Genomic DNA, 18,999 nt, shown 5'->3' with positions numbered 1-18,999 from the left:
CCGCAGCCCGGGCGAGGGCTGATCAACGTTTGCCGACGGCCGCGCTGGGCACACTGCGGATATGCAGCCGCAACGGACGCAGGCCCGCAACATCCTGGTCACCGGCGCCACCGGATACATCGGCGGGCGCCTGGCACCGCGATTGATCGAACGAGGGCACGATGTCCGGGTGCTGGCGCGAACACCGGACAAGCTCCGGGGTGCCCCGTGGGCCGAGCGCGCAACGGTGATCAAGGGAGACCTGTCGGATCCGGCATCACTGGCCGAGGCGTTCGACGGCGCCGACGTGATCTATCACCTGGTTCACTCCATGGGCGGGACCAAGGACTTCAAAGCCGAAGAGCAGCGCGCGGCCCGCAACGTGGTCGCAGCGGCCGAGGCCGCCGGAGTGAGTCGCATCGTCTACCTCAGTGGATTACATCCCACCGGCGTCGAGCTCTCGGAGCACCTCAGTTCACGCTCCGAGGTCGGCGAGATCCTGATGGACTCCGGCATCGAGACGATCGTTCTGCAGGCAGGCGTGGTGATCGGCTCGGGTTCGGCGTCGTTCGAGATGATCCGGCACCTGACCGAGCGTCTACCCGCCATGACCACGCCCCGGTGGGTGCACAACAAGATCCAGCCGATCGCGGTGAACGACGTCCTCCATTTCCTGGTCGAAGCCGCAACCGCCCCGGTACCGGAATCCCGGACCTGGGACATCGGTGGCCCTGATGTCCTCGAATACGGCGACATGATGCAGGTATACGCCGAGGTTGCCGGCCTCTCCAAACGACGCATCCTCGTATTGCCGCTGCTCACACCAACACTCGCGAGTCGATGGGTGGGCACCGTGACACCGATTCCCGGCGGGCTGGCCCGCCCGCTGATCGAATCACTCGAACACAATGCGGTCGTCTCCGAACACGACATCGCCACCGTGATACCGCCTCCCACAGCAGGATTGACACCGTACCGGAAGTCTGTCGAGCTGGCACTGGCGCGGATCGACCGCGGAGAGGTCGAAAGCACCTGGAAGAACGCATCACCCGACCATCCTCCTGCCGACCCGATCCCCACCGATCCGAAGTGGGCGGGTGAACAGTCCTACACCACCAGCCATTCCGGCAACTCGCTTGTCGACCCGGCACGACTCTGGGAGGCGGTCGAAGCCTACGGCGGCAACAACGGCGAGTACTCCGGCCCTCGGCGATGGATGTGGCAGATTGTTTCGGCCGAGCCCGGAAAGGCGCTGCGGCTCAGATCAACTCATAAGGTCCCGGGGTCCGCATGGCTCGATGTGGCCGTATCTGACACCGGCACCGGATCCCGCCTCGACCTGCGCACGGTGTTCTATCCGCGAGGTGTGGTCGGACGTGGTTACTGGTATGCGACGTTACCCGTCCACCGAAAAACGTTCGACACCATGGCAACCGACATCATCCAGCGGGCCGAAACCGGATCCTGACCCCGGCGACAAGGATTTTCATCCCTGCATCGAGGCAGGAGGACCATACTGAAGTGATGGAGAACGTTCCGGACCCTGGTGGTGAGGCGTTCGGCCGGCTCGCTTGGGAGACGGCGTACAAGTACCTGTCCGCGGCTGCCAATGACGCACCGCCGGGCGTCGACGATCTCGAGCGCCTCGCTGTCGCCGCCTATCTCACGGGACGATACGAAGAGAGCATCGACGTGTGGGAGCGGGCATATCAGGCAGCAATCACTTCGGGCGATGTCGTCCGGGCGGTGCGCTGTGCTGCGTGGCTGGCATTCGGCTTACTCAACCGTGGTGAGCTGGCTCGCGGCGGCGGCTGGGTCTCGCACGCGCAGCGACTGCTCGATGATGCGGGTGTGCACGGTGTGGAGCGTGGATTCCTGGGCTATCTCGCCGCGGTGAGACTCCATTTCGAAGGCGACACCGACGGCGCTCATCGAGGTTTCGTCGAGGCCTGCACGACGGGCGAACAATTCGACGATCCCGAACTGGTCGCGCTGGCGCGGGTCTGCGTCGCGCGGTGCCTGATCGAAAGGGGTGAGGTCACAGAAGGAGTGGCATTGCTCGACGAAGTGATCGTTGCGATTGCCGCACAGCAGGTTTCACCGATCGCCATCGGCGACATCTACTGCATGGCCATCGACGGTTGCCATGAACTCTTCGACCTCCGGCGCGTGCAGGAGTGGACAGCGGCGTTCAACCGGTGGTGCGAGAACCAGCCCGAGCTTGTGCTCTACCACGGTCAATGCCTCATCCACCGCGCCGAGATGATGATGCTGCACGGCCGGTGGACCGATGCCGCCGACGAGGCCGAGAGGGCATTCGACCGGTTGTTCAGCCACCCGGCCGTCGGCGAATCACTGTATCTGCGAGCCGAGTTGCACCGACTGCGCGGAGAGTCGGCATCCGCAGAAGTCGCGTACCGACAGGCGAACCGCCAGGGTCGGCAGCCGCATCCGGGGCTGGCGCTGCTACGCCTGGCCCAAGGCGACGTGGACGGGGCAGGTGCGGCGATCCGGAGGGCGCTTGCCGAGGCCACGCGTCCGCCCGAACGGGCGGCCCTGCTGGCCGGCTACGTCGAGATCGTCCTCGCCGGTGGTGATGCGCTCGCCGCTCGGGCCGGGGCCGACGAACTGGCGTCGCTCGCCACCATGTGGAGCACAGCCTTCCTGCGCGCCGCCGCCGACCACGCGACCGGCGCCGTACTCCTCGCCGACGGGTCACCAGCGCAGGCCCTGATCGCCCTGCGTCGTGCCGTCGCGGGGTGGCGCGACTTGGGCGTGCCGTACGAACGGGCCCGGGCCATCGTGTTGATCGGTCGTGCCTGTCACCGGCTCGGTGACTCCGATGGCGCCGAGATGGAGTTCGCGGCGGCCCACGCCATCTTCGCCGAGCTTCGTGCGACCACCGACCTGCACCGACTCGAGGTGACCACGACGTCTGCGCGGCAGGGGTCGGCATGCGGACTGAGCCCCCGCGAACTGGAGGTGCTCTCGCTCGTGTCCACCGGCGCAACGAACCGAGCGATCGCCGCCGACCTCGTGATCAGCGAGAAGACCGTGGCCTCCCATGTGAGCAGCATCTTCACCAAACTGGGCCTGTCGTCGCGGGCAGCCGCCACGGCCTACGCGTATCGGCACGACCTCATCTGACCGGCCCCCAACGCGGTGACTGCGTTCCTCCGCAGAATCACCTACTCGCGCCGGGGTCGAAAATCAGTGATTTGTCCGATGTGGTCGAGCTGTGTGCTTCGTACGGTTGTTTCACACCACCAACCCACGGGAGACATCATGAGTGACGCAGATATCGCCGTTGTACGGCGTTTCACCACACACGGATGCGTCGCAGGCAAACTCGACGTGATCGACGAGGTCTTTACCGAAGACTTCGTCAACCACGACCCGATGCCCGGGCATGACACCGGCCGGGAGGGTATGCGGCAGACGATCCAGATGCTGAACGACGGGTTGTCCGACCGGAAGATGGTGCTCGACGAGTACCGGTCGGCAGGCGACACCGTCGTCCAGAACGCTCTGTTCGGCGCGATCCATACCGGCGAGATGCTGGGTGTTCCCGCGTCGGGCAACGAGGTCATGGTGCGCGGCATCGAGATCTGGCGCGTTGCCGCCGGTCAGATCACCGAACGGTGGGGCGTGATCGATGTCGCTGGTCTGCTCGCCCAATTGGGCGCCACCACCGCGGCGGCCGGAGCGACGTCGTGATGTCCGCCGTCGACACTGCCGACCGGCCACCGACGAGCGAGGCGGTCACGATTCTCGACGGCGTGGCGGCGATGGCACCGTCCATAGCCGATCGCGCCCGCGAGATCGAGGCGGCCCGACGACTGCCCGCCGATCTACGTGCGGAGCTCGACGCTCTGGGATGCTTTCGAATGCTGTTGCCACGCAGCCACGGTGGGCTCGGTATCGAGTTGCCATCGGCGATGAAAGTCCTCGATGCACTGGCGCAGGCCGACGGGTCGGTGAGCTGGACGGTGGGGATCGCCGCAAACGGCTGGCTCGACGCGAGCCACCTCTCACGCGGAGCCTTCGACACCCTCTACGCCGACGGGCCGACGGTCATCGTCGGCGCTTTCAACCCGAGCGGGGTGGCGGTGCGCGAGGGTGACGGCTACCGGGTCAACGGTCGCTGGGCCTTCGCCAGTGGCTGCCAGGACGCGCACTGGCTGTACGGCAACTGCATGGAAGGCGACGGCTCTGACGGTTCGGAACCGCAGATCCGATTTGTTGTGTTCTCGCCCGAGCAGGTCGAGATCGAGGACACCTGGGACGTGTCGGGGCTCTGCGGCACGGGCAGCCACCATTTTTCGGCTCGAGACGTGCTCGTCCCCGCGGAACGGACCTGCCTCATCATGGTCGACGAACCGTGTCTCGACGACCCGCTGCTGCGCATCCCGGTTCCAGCCTTGATTGCGCTCCAAATCGCCAGTGTCGCAGTCGGTATCGCGACCGGAGCACTCGCAGACGTCGTCACCCTGGCAACGCGAAAGGTGCCGCTGCTTGGCCCGTCAACGCTGGCCGCGAACCCGCTGTTCCAGTACCAGCTGGGTAACGCCGATGCCACGCTGCGCGCCGCGCGCAGCCTGTTGTATGCCGATGCCGCCACGACCTCGGCGAGGGCTCGGGCCGGCGACGAGTTCACACCGGAGTTCCGGGCGCACCTGCGCGCGGCGTGTACGTGGGCGGTGGCAACTGCGGTCGAGGTGGTCGACACCGCATACACGGCCGGGGGTGGCACCTCGCTGTACTCCGATCACCCACTCCAGCGCAGGCTGCGCGACGTTCATGCGATCACCCAGCATTTCCTCGTAAAGCTCGACAGCCTCACAACGGCGGGTGCGATACTTGCCGGACAAGACGTCGACCTCACCGTCTTCTGACGCACCGGGTCCGGTGCGCTGATGCGGTGGCGGAGGTGGTCACCATGCACGGTGACGGAGTACGTGTCCTGATCGTCGGCGCCGGTATCGCCGGTCCTGCCACCGCACGCTTGTTGCATGACTGGGGCGCGGCCGTCGAGATCATCGAGCGGGCCCCGACCCCGGATCCCGGGGGCACCGGAATCTACTTGCTGGGCAACACTGTTCGAGCGCTCGAGGCCATCGGACTCGCGCGCCCGGTGGTCGGCCTCGCCGTTCGAATTTATCGCCAGCGCACAGCCGACCACCGTGGTCGTCTGCTGTTCGACGTCGACGTCGACGAACTCTGGGACGGGATCGGATCGTGCCTGGCCATGCCCCGTGCCGACCTGAACCGAGTGTTGATCGACGGGGTCGCCGATGTGCCGATTCGATGGGGTGACTCACCACAGACCATTGATTCGGACGGAACCGACATCACGGTGCGAACGACCGCGGGCCATGTCGGCCACTACGACCTCGTCGTGGGCGCCGACGGTGTGCACTCCACGGTTCGCAGACAAGTCTTCGATGTCGACCCGACCGCGCCGGTCGGCCAGTACGCATACCGCTTCCTGACGGAGTGGGACGGCCCGCCCGGGCTGTGGTCGGTGCGGCTCGGGCCGGGTTCGGCATTCCTGATGATCCCGATCGGCCAGGGTCAGGTGTACTGCTACTGCGACGGGCCGATCAGCGATCCGGTGGTTCCGCTGCGAAATGTGCTGTCGGACTTCGCTGAACCGGTCCCGACCCTGCTCGATGCGCTGGACAAGAGGGGCCCGGAAGCGGTGCATGCCGGGCCGGTCGAGGAGGTCGTGCTCGACCGGTGGTCGCGCGGAAACGTCCTACTCATCGGCGACGCCGCCCACGCCACCTCCCCCAACATGGCTCAAGGTGTCGCGATGGCCCTCGAAGACGCCACCGTCCTGACCGAATCCCTTTCGGCAGCAACGAATATCACCGAGGCACTGGCGGCATTCGAAAAGCGCCGCCGCCCGCGGACGGACTGGGTCCTCGCGCAGACCCATCGCCGCGACCACGCACGCAACCTGCCACCGATGATCCGCAACGTCGTGCTCCGCCGGGCCGGCAAGCGCATCCTCCACGCGAACTACCGGCCTCTGCGCGACATCCCATGAGCCACGGCAGTTTCGACCCTCAGGCCCGACCGAGGCTGGTTCCCGGTCGAGTCAACACGACGCCGGGAAGTACTGCGTAGCGGGACAACTGCGTCACCGCCATCGCGATCGTCGCGACATCGGCCGCGGTGATCATCTCCTCCGGCGGGATCGTGGTCCAGGACGACATATCGGTGTTCACATATCCGGGAGAGATGGTCGATGCGGACACACCTCGCCCGGACTCCTCCAGATTGAAGGTCTCGCACAACGAGATCAGCGCGGCCTTGGTCGCGCCGTATGCCGCGAGTTCCGGTTCGGGATGAACTCCGGTGATCGATGCGATGGCGATGACCTTTGCGGCCCCGGCCAATTCGGCCGTGCTGCGCAGCGTCGGGAGCAGCATCTGCAGCAACACATACGCCGACCGCACGTTCACCTGATACAACTTGTCGAAACGGCGGGCGGGCAGGTCGCTGATCGGACCCTTTTGGCCCATACCGGCATTGAGTACCAGCGCATCGAGGCGACCGTACTCGGTGACGTGCATCGCGGCCAGATGCATCAGCTGCTCTTCGTCGGCGGCGTCCGCGGTCACCACTTCGATGCGCCCACCGAAGGTGTTGGTCAGCCGGGTTGCCAGCTCCTGCAGCGGCTCCGGACTCCGCGCGCTGATCGTCAGATCCCAGCCATCGGCCGCGAACCTCGACGCGATCTCGGCGCCGATACCCCGTGAGGCACCGGTCACCAACGCGACTTTACGACCCTTGTCCTGCTCTCCCACCGAGACCTCAGCTCTTGTTGTTGATCGCCCGCAGGCCGGCCGCCATGAACTCGCCCGTTGCGGCGGCGGCACTTTCGGCACCGTCGCCGGACGACGAGCCACTGCGTGCCCGGTGGGTGATGCCCTCACCGATCACACCGAGCTTGAAGTTCGCCAGCGCCAAATAGAAGTTCCAGTCGGACAATTCGCGACCGGACGCTTTCGCGTACCGCTCGGCGAGGTCGTCCGGCGACGGATAGCGGTCGCTCGTCCATGCCGCGTCCATGCCGAGCACCGCGTCGAAGATCGGCGCGCGGTAGACGCACATCAGGGCCACGTCGGTGAGCGGATCGCCAAGCGTCGACATCTCCCAGTCGACCACGGCCTTGATCTTGCCCGGATCATTGGCGTCGAGAATCGTGTTGTCGACCCGGAAATCACCGTGGACAATCGAGTTGGACGTCTGCTTCGGAATCGCTTCACTCAGTGCCGCATGCAGTTTGGCGACATCGTCGAGTTCGCGGGTCTTCACGTGTTCCCACTGGCGCGCCCAGGTCTTGACCTGCCTGGCCACAAACCCGTCGGGCCGACCGAACTCGCCGAGGCCCACGGCCTGGTAGTCCACCGCGTGCAGGTCAGCAAGCGCCTGGATCAGGCCGTCGACATTCCGCTCGACATCGTCGTCGGTGAACGCCTTGAGGTCGTCTGCGCTACGCACAACTGCACCGTCGACGAACTCGACAACGGTGAACGGCGCACCGAGCACTTCGCCTTCCTTGTCGAAGGCGACGGTGCCCGCCACCGGGACCGCGGTGTCCTGCAATCCGTTGGTGACCGTCCATTCGCGGTTCATGTCGTGCGCCGATGGCGTCAGTCCGCCGGTCGGTGGGCGCCGAACAACCCAGTGCGAGTTGTCATCTCGGACCGTGAATGTCAGGTTCGACCGCCCGCCGCTGATCAGCTCGACCACCAGATCGCCTGAGACCGGAACACCACGCTCGATCAGGAACGTGCGGAGCTTGGCGACATCCATCCCGGGCAGCGAGGTCATGACGCCTTCCCGGCGGCCATGGCCTTCTTGGTCCTGCCCACGGCGCGCTTGGCGATGGCCCAGCGGTGCACCTCGGACGGACCGTCATAGATCTGGAACGGACGGAGCTCACGCTGCAATCGGGCCAGCGGCAGCTCATCGGAAACGCCCATGCCGCCACACATCTGGATCGAACGGTCGACCACTCGGGAGAATGCCTCGGCACCGAACGTTTTCGCAATCGAGGTCTCATCGCCGGCATTGGAACCCTGATCGAGGGCCCAGCAGGCCTTGACCAGCAACGCCCGGGCAGCGGCGAGGTCGATCTCGTTGTCGGCCACCATTTTCTGGATCATGCCGAGGTCGCCGAGCTTGCCGCCGAATGCCTCGCGCTGTGCGACGTAGTTCAGCGCAACGTCGTGCGCCCGGTTGGCACTACCCATCCAGCGCATGACGTGGGTCATCCGGGCCGGTCCCAGACGGACCTGCGCGTAGCGGTAGCCCTCGTCGACCTCACCGAGGACATCCTCGTCGGGGACGAACACGTCGCGGAATGCGACCTCGCAATGCCCGCCGATCATCGCCCGGTCGATCGTGTTGATGTGGCGTCCGACGGTGATGCCCGGAGTACCTGCCGGGGCGAGGAACATCGTTGCTCCGCCGCGATCGCCGGGGGCACCTGCCGTGCGGGCCATGATGATGAAGAATCCGGCGCCGTCGGCTCCGGTGATGAACCACTTGTCGCCGTTGATCTTCCAGCCGCCGTCGACCTTGGTCGCCGCGGTGCGCAGAGCTGACGGATCGGCACCGGCACCGGGTGCGGGTTCGGTCATGGCAAACGCCGAACGCTGGTCACCGGCGGCCAGCGGCGCGAGGTACTTCTGTTTCTGCGCGTCGGAGGCGATGTGGGCCAGCATGTGCACGTTGCCCTCGTCGGGGGCACCGATGTGCAGGGCGATGGGCCCGAAGACCGAGTAGCCGGCCGCCTCGAAGACCGGCGCGCGGTCCGACATGTTCAATCCGAGACCGCCGTATTCAACCGGGGCGTGCGGTGCGAAGACACCTGCCTCACGGGCACGAGCGCGCATCTCGAGCCGGCGCTCGTCGCCACCGGCCGCGGTGATGTCGCCGGCGAACTCATCCTCGATCGGCAGCACGTAGTCGCGAACGAAGACGTTCGTCTTCTTGATGATGTCCTCGACCTGGGGATCGTAGGAAAGCTGAATCGCCATGGGCACCTCCTTGTGCGCGGTGCTCGGCGATCCGGAACCCGGCCCGACCGAGCGATCGTTCGGTAGTTGGGGATCACCGTGCCATGCCGGGACCGGGGTGGTCAAGCCGCCCGGTTCACTGCGCCCCGGGCATGACTCCCACCATCTGCCGTGCGATCAGCAGATATCGAGACACCAACTCGTCGGGACCGAGGCGTCCCCGTGGCCGGTACCACGTCGAAACACCGACACACATGGTGGCGACGGCCCGCGCAGCATCCTTGGGATACGGGCACACGAAGTCCCCCGTCGCCACGCCTGCCTCGACGATGTCGTCCACCATCCGTTGCTGGCGGTCGCGGAGCGCGATGTACTCGAGACGGAAGTCCGGTTCGAGGCTCCGGGTCTCGGTGGAACCGACAAACGCCCGCGCCCGGCGGTACATGTGGAACCGGAGGAGCGATTCGACCACCGCGTCGAACTGCTCCAAGGGCGCAGGACCGGCTTCGGCCAACGCGGCCTCCGAACGGTCCAGGAGATCGCTCATCGTCCGCTCGAGCAGCCCCTGCAACAGCGACTGCTTGGACGGGTAGTGGTGATAGAGGCCCGGCACGCTCAGACCGGCGCGAGCAGCGATGTCACGTACCGACGTGCCGTGGTAGCCGTGCTCGGCAAATGCCGAGAGCGCAGCAGCGAGGGGGACCGGGAGGTCTTCCTCATCCCCGTACTGTCGCCACGCACCGGAGCTCCGCGCACCATCATCACTGGCGTGCGACGTCGGATCGACCCCGGAGTTCATGGATCTCAACCTAGCTTGTCGCGCCGTCGGCCCCATGCGCACGCACCGACTCACGAGCCCGATTGGTGATCCGTCCTGATGATCCGGCAAGCTGAACCGATGCAGGCCGACCCCCATTCGTCCCGGCCTGGTTCCGTCGGTATCAGTTCGTCACTGACGCTCCTGTTTGCCCTCACCTGCGGTCTATCGGTCTCGTCGCTGTATCTGCTGCAACCGGTCCTCGACGCGATCCGCGCGGACTTCGCCGTGAGTACCGCCACCGCAGCACTGGTGGTGACCGCCGCGCAGCTCGGCTACGTCATCGGCATGCTCCTCTTGGTTCCGCTCGGCGACCTGTGGAATCGAAAGCTGTTGGCGCCCAGCATGATGGCCGCGTCCGCAGGCGCCTTGCTACTGAGTGGACTGGCTCCCGGATTCATCGCACTGTTCGCGGCATCGGTCCTGGTCGGGATCAGCGCGGCCACCGCGCAACTCGTCATCCCCTGGTCGTCGTCTCTGGCACTGCCCTCCGACCGCGGCCGCGTGGTGGGTGTGGTGATGAGTGGATTACTGATGGGCATCCTGCTCGCCCGCCTGGTCAGCGGCCTGATCGCCGAGTTCGGTGGCTGGCGATCGGTGATGTTCGTCTGCGCCGGACTGATGGCGGTCCTTGCGGTCGTCGTGTATTTCATGGCGCCTCCCGACGCCGCCCGGCCGCATCAGCCGTACGGGCAACTGCTCCTGTCGGTGGCCCGGATGGTCCGCACCGAGACGATGCTGCGCCAGCGGATGGCACTGGGATTTCTGACGATGTTCGGATTCAGCGCGATGTGGACATCGACGGCATTCCTGTTGTCCGGCAACCGCGGTGAGCACTTCGACTACTCCGAATCGGCGATCGGTGCCTTCGGGTTGGCCGGGATCGCCGGCGCCGCGGGCGCACCGCTGATCGGCAAGCTCGCCGACCGCGGACATCTGCGCCTTGCAACAACTTCGGCGTGGCTTGTCACCATCGCGGGCTGGTTGCTGCTGGCGTGGCCCGGCACCCCGCTGGCCGCCTTCATCATCGGGCTCGTGGTGTTCGACCTCGGAGCGCAGGCTTCACAGCTGTCGAACCAAACCGCCATCTATTCACTGGCGCCCGAGGCCCGCAGCCGCGTGACCACCGCCTACATGGTCACGTATTTCACCGGCGCGGTTGCCGGTTCGGTGTGCTCGGGATTTGCCTATGCAGGTGGCGGCTGGGGCGCGTTGTGCCTGATCGGGATCGGCGTCTCGACCCTCGGCCTGCTGTTGTGGGTCGGCTTCGACCGCTGGAACAACCGCCGGCTCAGTGGTTCTGATCAGCCCGCTGCGGAAGCAACTCCGACACCGCGCCGTACATCATCGTGACACATAGATCGACGAGTTCGTCTGTGCTGCAGTCGATCCTGCCATCGATCCAGGCGGACAGGACCTGCCCGAACCCGCCGACGTAGAAGTGGGCGGCGCCCTGCACCTCGGGTCCGTTGTCCTCGGCGCCCGAATTCTGCATGGTCAGCGCCGCGAACATCAGGATGGTGTCCATGCGCTTACTGGCGAGTTTGCCGCTCAGCAGGGTCTGCGAGAACAGCACCCGCCCGCGCCTACGGTCGGCATCGATCCGGTCGACGATGACCCGCACGACCGACGCGATCTGGTCGCGGGTCGATCTGCCGCCTGCCAGCACGGCCTCTTGCGCAGCCGCCGCGATGTCGAGTACGACCTCGTCGTACGTGGCCGCGACCAGCGCGTCTACATCCTCGAAACTCTCGTAGAAATACCTGGCCGTCAGACCGGCCCACCGACAGACCCCGCGCACGCTGATCAGCCCGCCGTCGGGCGAACCGAGGATGTCCAAAGCTGCGTCCACCAAAGCAGCCCGGCGCCGTTTCACCCGGTCTGCTCCGTTTTCGCCGCCATATGGGCGCAAGGGGTCAGCCATCCTCCCATCTTGTCACCTCGTGTTCTACACCATTGACTTTCGGTCAACGGGTCGGTTGAATAAAAGCGACAACGCACGTAGTCACAATGTTCGCGGCGAGAAGGGCAGACAATGACGTCTGGGATCATCGATGGAAGCAGCGCCCGCTCTGCGGAGACACTCACACCGCTGTGGACCCGGGACGAGGCTGACCGCGCTTCCGGAGACCTGCTGGAAATGCCCGGCATCTCGGCTCTCGCCGGTGCGGCAAATGTGATCATGCAACTTGCGCTGCCTGCGGTTGGTTACGGCGTCGCCGAGAGCAAGGTCGACTCCGGCAACCTGTTCAAGCACCCGCTCAAAAGGGCCCGCACCACGCTGTCGTACTTGGCGGTCGCGGTCAACGGGACCCCTGCGGACCGCAAGGCCTACCGCAAGGCGATCGGCCACGCCCACGCCCAGGTCAAGTCGAGCGCCTCCAGCCCGGTGAAGTACAACGCCTTCGACCCGAACCTGCAGTTGTGGGTTGCCGCCTGCCTCTACAAGGGCTGGGAGGACATGCAATACCTCTACGGGGATCCCGAGGCAGTCACCGAGGAGGCCTACCAGCAGGGCGCTCTCATGGGCACCACGCTGCAGATGCCCCGCGACATGTGGCCGGCGACTCGTGCCGACTTCCAGGAGTACTGGGACACCACCGTCGCCGCACTGGAGATCGACGACACAATCCGCGAGTTGCTGCTGTCGATCTCCAAGTTCGAGTTCCTGCCGCGGCCGTTCTCCTTCGTGATCGGCGGCTACGGTCTGTTCGTCACCACCGGCTTCCTGCCACCCGAGTTCCGCGACAAGATGGGCTTGGCCTGGTCCGATCGGGACCAGCGGATGTTCGACATCCACAACCAGCTCGCCCGGGCCGTGGCGACCCGACTACCGAAGCCGTTGCGCGCCTTCCCCTTCAACACCTACCTGTGGGATGTCCGGCGCCGGATCCGGACGGGCCGCGCCCTGACCTGACCGGACCGGCCTATCCGACCTGCGGATAGAGCGCCTCGATGGGACCGGCCAGGCCCGCCTTGACCGCAATGCTCACGTCGTCGGCCAACACTTCGCTTGCACCGGCCTCGAGGCCGGCGTAGGCGGCGCGAATCACGTCCGCGGGATCGTTCTTCGGGACGTCGACGCCTGCAATCATCGGGGTGTCGGTGTAACCCAGATGCAATCCCAGCACCTGCGTGCCCTGCGAGGCCAGTTCCAATCGCAGCACATTCGTTGTCATCCACAGCGCCGACTTGGACACGCTGTACGACCCACCAATCGCCAACCAGCTCAACACCGAATGAACGTTGAGCACCGCGCCGCCACCGCGGGACGCGAGTGCGGGCGCGAACGCCTTGGTCACCAGCAGCGGTCCATACACATTCGTGTCCATCAGCCTCCGGATCTCCGAGATCGACTGATCGAGAAGCCTTCCGGGGAGAATCGTTCCGGCGTTGTTGATCACGACGTCGACGTCGGGCGCCTGCTGTGCCGCCGTGGCGATCGACTCCTCATCGGTGACGTCGAGGCGTAGCGGCACGATCCGATTGTTATCCCAGTCCCGTGGATTCCGGGCCGCCGCGTAGACCTTGTTTGCTCCCAGCGCGATTGCCTGATTGACGAATTCCGTTCCCAGGCCGCCATTTGCGCCGGTGACCAGCACGGTCGCATCCTTCAGTTTGACCATGTGCGTTTCTCCCTTCGCGATCAGAGGTTGACCGCTCTGTCGAGACAGTACACCTCTGACTATTGTTTGCAATAGTCAGGAATTCCTCTCAGATCACCCTCTTCAACGAAGCCGGTGTCAGATCAGCGACGCTCGTGTGGCCCGACAGCCCCAGCGTCAGATCCAGTTCGGCGATGATGTTGGCCACGACGTCGCGGGCACCATCGGCGCCGGCCAAAGCCAGCCCATACATGTGCGGCCGACCCACACAGACCGCATCGGCACCGAGTGCCAGCGCCTTGAAAGCATCGGCGCCTCCCCGAATTCCCGAGTCGAGCAACACTTTTGCGCGCCCCTGCACCGCGGCCACAACGTCCACCAGCGCGTCGACCGATCCGATCGCCCCATCAACCTGCCGACCACCGTGGTTGGACACCAGAATCCCGTCGATCCCCAGATCTACGGCCTGCAGGGCATCGTCGGGATGCAGGATGCCCTTGAGCACGATCGGTAGCGATGTGCGCTCACGAAGCCCGGCGATATCTGCCCAACTCAGCGAGGGGCGCGAATAGATCTCCAGGAATGTCTGCACCGATTCCCGCGGAACAGGTGAAAGCAGGTTGCGCACAGCACCTCCCGGCGTATTGCGTGCCATCGAGATCAGGGACTTGATGGCGCCGACGGTGATCTGCGGTCGCTCCCGCGGGAGCGCTGCCGCGATCCGCTCGCGGACGATGTCGATGAACCGTGGGTCCGAGGTGTACTGGTCGATCCCGAGCCCCTGGGCAAAAGGCAACGACCCCAGGTTGAGATCCTGAGGACGCCATCCCAGCATCGTGGTGTCGAGAGTGACGACTATGGCCGCGGCCCCGCATTTTTCGGCCCGATTCAGGAAGCTGTCGACCAGGTCCTCGTCGGTCGACCAATACAGCTGATACCACCGCGGCGCACCGGCTGCGACCTCATCCATCGCAGCCGCGGTCTGTTCCATCGGCACACTGCCCTGGCTGGAGAAGATATACGGAACGCCGATCTCTGCAGCGGCACGTCCGATGTGAATGTCGGCCTGCGGGTACGCCAGAGCACCGGCTCCCACGGGAGAGAACAAGATCGGCGCCGACAGTTGCTGCCCGAAGAGTTCAGTTGCCAATGTCCGCTTCGATACATCTCGCAGCATGCGGGGCACGATCGCCCACCGGTCGAAGGCCTTGCGATTGGCCGACATCGTGCCGCCGTCACCGGCGCCACCGGCCACGTAAGCCCATGCCTTCGGTGACATCTTCTTCTTCGCTGCCCGCTCGAGCGCTTCAAAATTGGTTGGCACCTGAGGTTTTCGGCCAAAGACACCGTCCGAATAGATGGCGTTCTGCCGGGCCCGGCCCACCGAATCCACCCCGCCTGCCGAATCTGAAGCGTCGCTACTCATCGCTCCACCGTAGTGACACCGGGTTGCGGAGAACAATGGTTGACGGAACACGGCACCAGGGGCACGGTGGAGGCACAGACTCGCGAACCCGAGATCGATTCTCGATGAGGAGAGATATGACAAACGCGACCCGTATCGTGCTGGCCGAGCGGCCGCACGGTGAACCCAAGGACTCCGATTTCCGTTTCGAGGAGTTTCCACTGCGTGAGCCACAGGACGGCGAGGTCTCGTTGCAGACGCTCTACCTCTCCCTGGACCCCTACATGCGCGGCCGGATGAGTGCCGCGAAGTCGTACGCGCCACCGGTCGAGATCGGCGACACCATGGTCGGCGCGACGGTGTCCCGCGTCATCGAGTCCACCGTCGACCGATTTGCACCGGGCGATGTGGTGCTCGGTTACGGCGGTTGGCAAACCCATTCGGTGGAGCCTGCCAAGCAACTGCGGCGTCTCGACCCGAAAACGAACCCGCCTTCAACCGCGCTGGGCGTCCTCGGCATGCCCGGGTTCACCGCGTATTCGGGGCTGCTGACCCTCGGCAAACCCAAACCCGGCGAAACCGTAGTGGTGGCGGCTGCGGCGGGACCGGTGGGATCAGCCGTCGGCCAGATCGCAAAGATCAAGGGAGCGCGCGCCGTTGGCATCGCCGGTGGTCCCGAGAAGGTCGCCTATCTGGTCGATGAACTCGGATTCGATGCCGCGGTCGACCATCGCGCCGACAACTTCGCCGAGCAGTTGGCCGCAGCCACACCCGACGGCATCGACGTGTACTTCGAGAACGTAGGCGGCGCGGTGTTCGACGCAGTGCTGCCTCGGATGAATCTCTACGGCCGAATCCCGGTCTGCGGACTTGTCGCCAACTACAACCTGACGTCACTTCCCCAAGGCCCGGACCGGACCGGGCAGCTGATGGGAATCGTGCTGGCCCAGAGCCTGACAATCCGCGGATTCATCCAGACCGAATTCGCCGCCGAACAGATGCCGAAGTTCCTCGAGGAGGCCTCCGGATGGGTCGCCGACGGTTCGCTGAAATACCGGGAAGACATCACCGACGGCTTCGAGAACGTCCTCGACGCATTCCGCGGACTGCTCAAAGGACGCAACTTCGGCAAGGCCCTGGTCCGCGTCGCCAGCTGACCCAGACCCCCAGACCCCAGACCCCAGACCCCAGACCCGAAAGTGTGCCCTTTTGGCGAACAAAAGCCCAGGTGGGCGCCGCCAAAAGGGCACACTTTCGGGGTGCGGGGGTGAGTTGGGGCGGTCGGGTCAGCGCAGGCGTTTTGGCACGACCATCGGCAGATCGGTCACCGGATCGGGCACGACCACGGCGTCGAGTCCGAACACTTCCCTGATCAGGTCGGCGTTCACCACGTTCTCGGGACGGCCCTGTGCAACGATCCGGCCACCCGACAACGCAACCAGGTGATCGGCGAATCGGCAGGCCTGGTTGATGTCGTGCAGCACCGCGATGATGGTCCGGCCCGCATCCCGCAGGGACGAACAGAGCTCGAGCAGCTCATATTGGTGGGTGATGTCCAGGAACGACGTGGGCTCGTCCAGCAGGAGGTAGGACGTGTCCTGCGCCAGCACCATCGCGATCCAGACCCGTTGCCGCTGACCGCCGGACAGCTGTCCCACCTGACGCTCGGCGAGGTCGGTGACGCCGGCCTGCTCCATGGCGCGGTTCACCGCCTCCTCGTCATCGGGTGACCACATCGACAACACCGACTGATGCGGGAATCGTCCACGACGCACCAACCCGTGGACCGTGATGTTCTCCGGTGCCACCAGATCCTGTGGCAGAAAAGCGATCTGCCGCGCCACCGATTTCGGTTTGATCGAATTGACGTCCGCCCCATCGAACTCGATGATGCCGTCGACGGGTTTGAGCAGCCGCACCATCGCTCGCATCAGTGTCGATTTGCCGCAGGCATTGGGGCCGACGATCGCGGTGAACGCGCCGTCCGGGATGTCGAGGTCCAGACCGGTCGACACGACTCGCCCCTCGTATCCGAGCGTCACGCCACGTACCCGCAGTCGGGACGGTCTGGTCCAGGCCGTCGACCCGGCCACCTTGTCAACTGTCACTGTCCCAATCCTTTTCGTGCGCTCTTGACCTCTTTGACCAGCAGCCACAGTAGGTAGGTTCCGCCGATGGCGGTGGTGACCACACCCACCGGCAACGACACCGGCGCCAACAACAACTGGGCGATGAGGTCGGCGGCCAGCAACAGCACCGCACCGGTGAACGCGGCCGGAATCAATGCCACCCCTGCGGACCCGGCAAGTCGGCGCCCGATCTGCGGCGCTGCCAATGCAATGAACACGATCGGTCCGGCCACCGCGGTCACAGTCGCAGTGAAGATGACGCCGACCCCAACCAGCAACAGCCGCAACCGATTCAACTGCACACCACTGGTTACGGCCAGATCGCTGCCCAACGTCGACTGATGCATCGGTGACGAGACCGCCATCAGCGCCAGCACCATCACCCCGATGATGGCAGCCGGTAGGACGAGCTCATCCCAGTCCACCCCGTTGATCGAGCCGGCATTCCAGCCCGCCGCAGCGATCGCCACATCGAGTTCGGCGCGCAGGATGATCCACGAATTGACCGCTGTGAGCATGGCATTGAAGGCGATGCCGACCACGATGAGGGTCACCCCACCACGCCCGGATCCGAGCGAGAACGCGTAGATGAGGGCGGCGGTGGCCAGGCCTCCGATCACAGAACTCACTGCCAACTCACCAGAGGTGCCCGACAGCACGGTGATCGCAACCAGCGCACCGGTGTACGCCCCGGCGTCGAGGCCGATGACGTCCGGGCTGCCGAGTGGATTGTTGGTCAGATTCTGAAAGATGGCTCCTGCCAACCCGAGTGCGCCGCCGAAGACCAGTGCGGCAACGACTCGGGGCATCCGCCAGTGGGTGATCACAAACCAATCGTCGCCACGCCCGACCAATGCTTGCAACACCGTAACCGGCGATGACCAGTCGCTGCCGTAGCTCAGTCCGACGAAGGCGAGTATGACGGTGAGGAAAGCCATGGTCGCACAAGCAGTCACACCACGTCGCTCGGCGCGTAGCGTCACCTTGCCGGTGCGGAGAACTATCGCGCTCACAGTGTCATCGCTCCGAACTTCCTGACAACCCAGATCAACATCGGCCCACCCAGGAATGCGGTCACGATCGCGACCGGAACCTCACCGGTCGGCAGCAGCAACCGGGCGATGATGTCCGACGCGACCAGGAGGATCGGTCCCACCAGCATCGAGTAGCCGATCAACCAGGGCACCGACCCGGCAGCCAGTTGACGCGCGAGATGCGGAACGATGAGTCCGACAAAGACAATCGGACCGGCGATCGCGGTTGCCACCGCCGCCAGCATCGTCACCAAGAGCACCACGATCGTGCGGGTCAGGCCAACCCTGGTGCCCAGCGAATGCGCAACGGTCTCACCCAGCGCGAGGGTGTCGAGCGAGCGCGTCATCATCATCGCCGCAATCAGACATCCGATGATGATCAGAATCGGGATCATCAAATCGGCCTGCTCACGGCCCGCCAGCGAGCCCACCGACCAGAATCGGTAGCGGTCGAACACGTCCGGCTTCATCAGACGCAGGCCCAACGAAATGCCCGACAGCACCGCGGTCAGCGCCACGCCTGCCAGGATCAGGTGCAACGGAGAGGTGCGCCCAACGGCATAGACGGCAACGGACGCGATCAGCGCACCGACGAACGAGAGCAACACGATCGGGATCTGGCCCTGGACATCCCACAGGGCAACACCGACGGTCAACGCAAATCCGGCGCCTGCCGTGACACCGAGAATCCCTGGTTCTGCCAATGGATTTCGCGTCATCGTCTGGATCAAGGCGCCGGATGTACCGAGCGCTGCCCCGACCACGAAGCCGAGTAGCGTCCGCGGCAATCGCACGTCCCGAACGACGATGTGGCTGTCGTCGGTACCGGCATAGTCGGTGAATGCCGCCCAGACCTCGCCCGGCGCAGTGGTGCGCGCCCCCACGCACAGGCTCAACACCATCAGCAGAAGCAACGCCAGCAGCAGAGTTCCGGTGATCGCGGTGTTACTCAGACGCCGACGCGGACGCGCCGTGGCAACCGTGGTTGTCACACT

The 18,999-nt window shown here is 65.2% G+C and carries 18 protein-coding genes; 8 read left to right on the top strand and 10 right to left on the bottom strand.

Going from position 1 to position 18,999, the window contains the following annotated elements; genetic code table 11:
• Positions 1 to 61: 61 nt before the first annotated feature.
• The 5 genes from AC1TPF_RS04845 (at position 62) to AC1TPF_RS04825 (ending at position 6,031) form a co-directional block, all read left to right on the top strand.
• Positions 62 to 1,447, top strand: coding sequence for a DUF2867 domain-containing protein (locus AC1TPF_RS04845; RefSeq protein WP_482142886.1), 1,386 nt, complete (start codon positions 62 to 64; stop codon positions 1,445 to 1,447).
• Positions 1,448 to 1,503: 56 nt separating this feature from the next.
• A complete protein-coding gene (locus AC1TPF_RS04840) occupies positions 1,504 to 3,126 on the top strand; it encodes a LuxR C-terminal-related transcriptional regulator (protein WP_482142885.1) in 1,623 nt (540 codons plus the stop codon).
• Positions 3,127 to 3,264: 138 nt separating this feature from the next.
• Positions 3,265 to 3,696: an ester cyclase gene (locus tag AC1TPF_RS04835; RefSeq protein WP_482142884.1), complete on the top strand. Its 432-nt coding sequence runs from the start codon at positions 3,265 to 3,267 to the stop codon at positions 3,694 to 3,696.
• Complete coding sequence (locus AC1TPF_RS04830) at positions 3,696 to 4,874, top strand: acyl-CoA dehydrogenase family protein (protein ID WP_482142882.1); 1,179 nt, start codon at positions 3,696 to 3,698, stop codon at positions 4,872 to 4,874. Before AC1TPF_RS04835 ends, AC1TPF_RS04830 begins: the two co-directional genes overlap by 1 nt.
• Before the next feature lie 44 nt (positions 4,875 to 4,918).
• On the top strand, positions 4,919 to 6,031 hold the full coding sequence (locus AC1TPF_RS04825; protein WP_482136252.1) for an FAD-dependent monooxygenase: 1,113 nt from the start codon (positions 4,919 to 4,921) through the stop codon (positions 6,029 to 6,031).
• A gap of 19 nt (positions 6,032 to 6,050) precedes the next feature.
• Here AC1TPF_RS04825 and AC1TPF_RS04820 read toward each other — a convergent pair whose 3' ends face one another.
• From AC1TPF_RS04820 to AC1TPF_RS04805, 4 genes are all read right to left on the bottom strand, one after another.
• Positions 6,051 to 6,794, bottom strand: a complete 744-nt coding sequence (locus AC1TPF_RS04820) for an SDR family NAD(P)-dependent oxidoreductase (protein ID WP_482136253.1) — start codon at positions 6,792 to 6,794, stop codon at positions 6,051 to 6,053.
• 7 nt (positions 6,795 to 6,801) lie between these two features.
• On the bottom strand, positions 6,802 to 7,824 hold the full coding sequence (locus tag AC1TPF_RS04815) for a phosphotransferase family protein (protein WP_482136254.1): 1,023 nt from the start codon (positions 7,822 to 7,824) through the stop codon (positions 6,802 to 6,804).
• On the bottom strand, positions 7,821 to 9,035 hold the full coding sequence (locus tag AC1TPF_RS04810) for an acyl-CoA dehydrogenase family protein (protein ID WP_482142881.1): 1,215 nt from the start codon (positions 9,033 to 9,035) through the stop codon (positions 7,821 to 7,823). The genes AC1TPF_RS04815 and AC1TPF_RS04810 overlap by 4 nt, the downstream gene beginning before the upstream one ends.
• Before the next feature lie 115 nt (positions 9,036 to 9,150).
• Positions 9,151 to 9,813: a TetR/AcrR family transcriptional regulator gene (locus tag AC1TPF_RS04805; RefSeq protein WP_482142880.1), complete on the bottom strand. Its 663-nt coding sequence runs from the start codon at positions 9,811 to 9,813 to the stop codon at positions 9,151 to 9,153.
• 99 nt (positions 9,814 to 9,912) lie between these two features.
• Between AC1TPF_RS04805 and AC1TPF_RS04800 the strand changes: the two genes are divergently transcribed.
• Positions 9,913 to 11,184, top strand: a complete 1,272-nt coding sequence (locus AC1TPF_RS04800; protein WP_482142879.1) for an MFS transporter — start codon at positions 9,913 to 9,915, stop codon at positions 11,182 to 11,184.
• Here the strand turns inward: AC1TPF_RS04800 and AC1TPF_RS04795 are convergent.
• Positions 11,123 to 11,755 (bottom strand): TetR/AcrR family transcriptional regulator, encoded by a 633-nt coding sequence (locus tag AC1TPF_RS04795; protein WP_482142877.1) that lies wholly within the window; start codon positions 11,753 to 11,755, stop codon positions 11,123 to 11,125. The genes AC1TPF_RS04800 and AC1TPF_RS04795 overlap by 62 nt on opposite strands.
• A gap of 111 nt (positions 11,756 to 11,866) precedes the next feature.
• Here AC1TPF_RS04795 and AC1TPF_RS04790 point away from each other — a divergent pair, with 111 nt between their 5' ends.
• Positions 11,867 to 12,748: an oxygenase MpaB family protein gene (locus tag AC1TPF_RS04790; protein WP_482136259.1), complete on the top strand. Its 882-nt coding sequence runs from the start codon at positions 11,867 to 11,869 to the stop codon at positions 12,746 to 12,748.
• Positions 12,749 to 12,758: 10 nt separating this feature from the next.
• Here the strand turns inward: AC1TPF_RS04790 and AC1TPF_RS04785 are convergent, their stop codons facing one another.
• Both AC1TPF_RS04785 and AC1TPF_RS04780 read right to left on the bottom strand, forming a co-directional pair.
• The gene (locus tag AC1TPF_RS04785; RefSeq protein WP_482136260.1) at positions 12,759 to 13,457 is read right to left on the bottom strand and encodes an SDR family oxidoreductase; all 699 of its coding nucleotides are present in this window, start codon (positions 13,455 to 13,457) and stop codon (positions 12,759 to 12,761) included.
• An 88-nt stretch (positions 13,458 to 13,545) separates the two neighbouring features.
• Entirely contained in the window at positions 13,546 to 14,862 is a 1,317-nt protein-coding gene (locus AC1TPF_RS04780; RefSeq protein ID WP_482136261.1) for an alpha-hydroxy-acid oxidizing protein, read from the bottom strand.
• A gap of 116 nt (positions 14,863 to 14,978) precedes the next feature.
• Here AC1TPF_RS04780 and AC1TPF_RS04775 point away from each other — a divergent pair, with 116 nt between their 5' ends.
• Positions 14,979 to 15,998 carry an NADP-dependent oxidoreductase gene (locus tag AC1TPF_RS04775; protein WP_482136262.1) on the top strand — a complete coding sequence of 340 codons (1,020 nt, stop codon included), beginning with the start codon at positions 14,979 to 14,981 and terminating at the stop codon, positions 15,996 to 15,998.
• Positions 15,999 to 16,127: 129 nt separating this feature from the next.
• On the opposite strand, the gene AC1TPF_RS04770 is transcribed toward AC1TPF_RS04775, so the two are convergent.
• Genes AC1TPF_RS04770 through AC1TPF_RS04760 form a run of 3 tightly spaced genes read right to left on the bottom strand, consistent with a single transcriptional unit; the run spans position 16,128 to position 18,996 of the window.
• Complete coding sequence (locus AC1TPF_RS04770; RefSeq protein ID WP_482136263.1) at positions 16,128 to 16,949, bottom strand: ABC transporter ATP-binding protein; 822 nt, start codon at positions 16,947 to 16,949, stop codon at positions 16,128 to 16,130.
• On the bottom strand, positions 16,946 to 17,983 hold the full coding sequence (locus AC1TPF_RS04765) for a FecCD family ABC transporter permease (RefSeq protein WP_482142875.1): 1,038 nt from the start codon (positions 17,981 to 17,983) through the stop codon (positions 16,946 to 16,948). Before AC1TPF_RS04765 ends, AC1TPF_RS04770 begins: the two co-directional genes overlap by 4 nt.
• Positions 17,980 to 18,996 carry a FecCD family ABC transporter permease gene (locus AC1TPF_RS04760; RefSeq protein WP_482142874.1) on the bottom strand — a complete coding sequence of 339 codons (1,017 nt, stop codon included), beginning with the start codon at positions 18,994 to 18,996 and terminating at the stop codon, positions 17,980 to 17,982. The genes AC1TPF_RS04765 and AC1TPF_RS04760 overlap by 4 nt, the downstream gene beginning before the upstream one ends.
• Positions 18,997 to 18,999: the final 3 nt, after the last annotated feature.

This window comes from Williamsia sp. Y853 (assembly GCF_056786495.1).
This window is presented reverse-complemented; position numbering and strand designations above follow the sequence as displayed.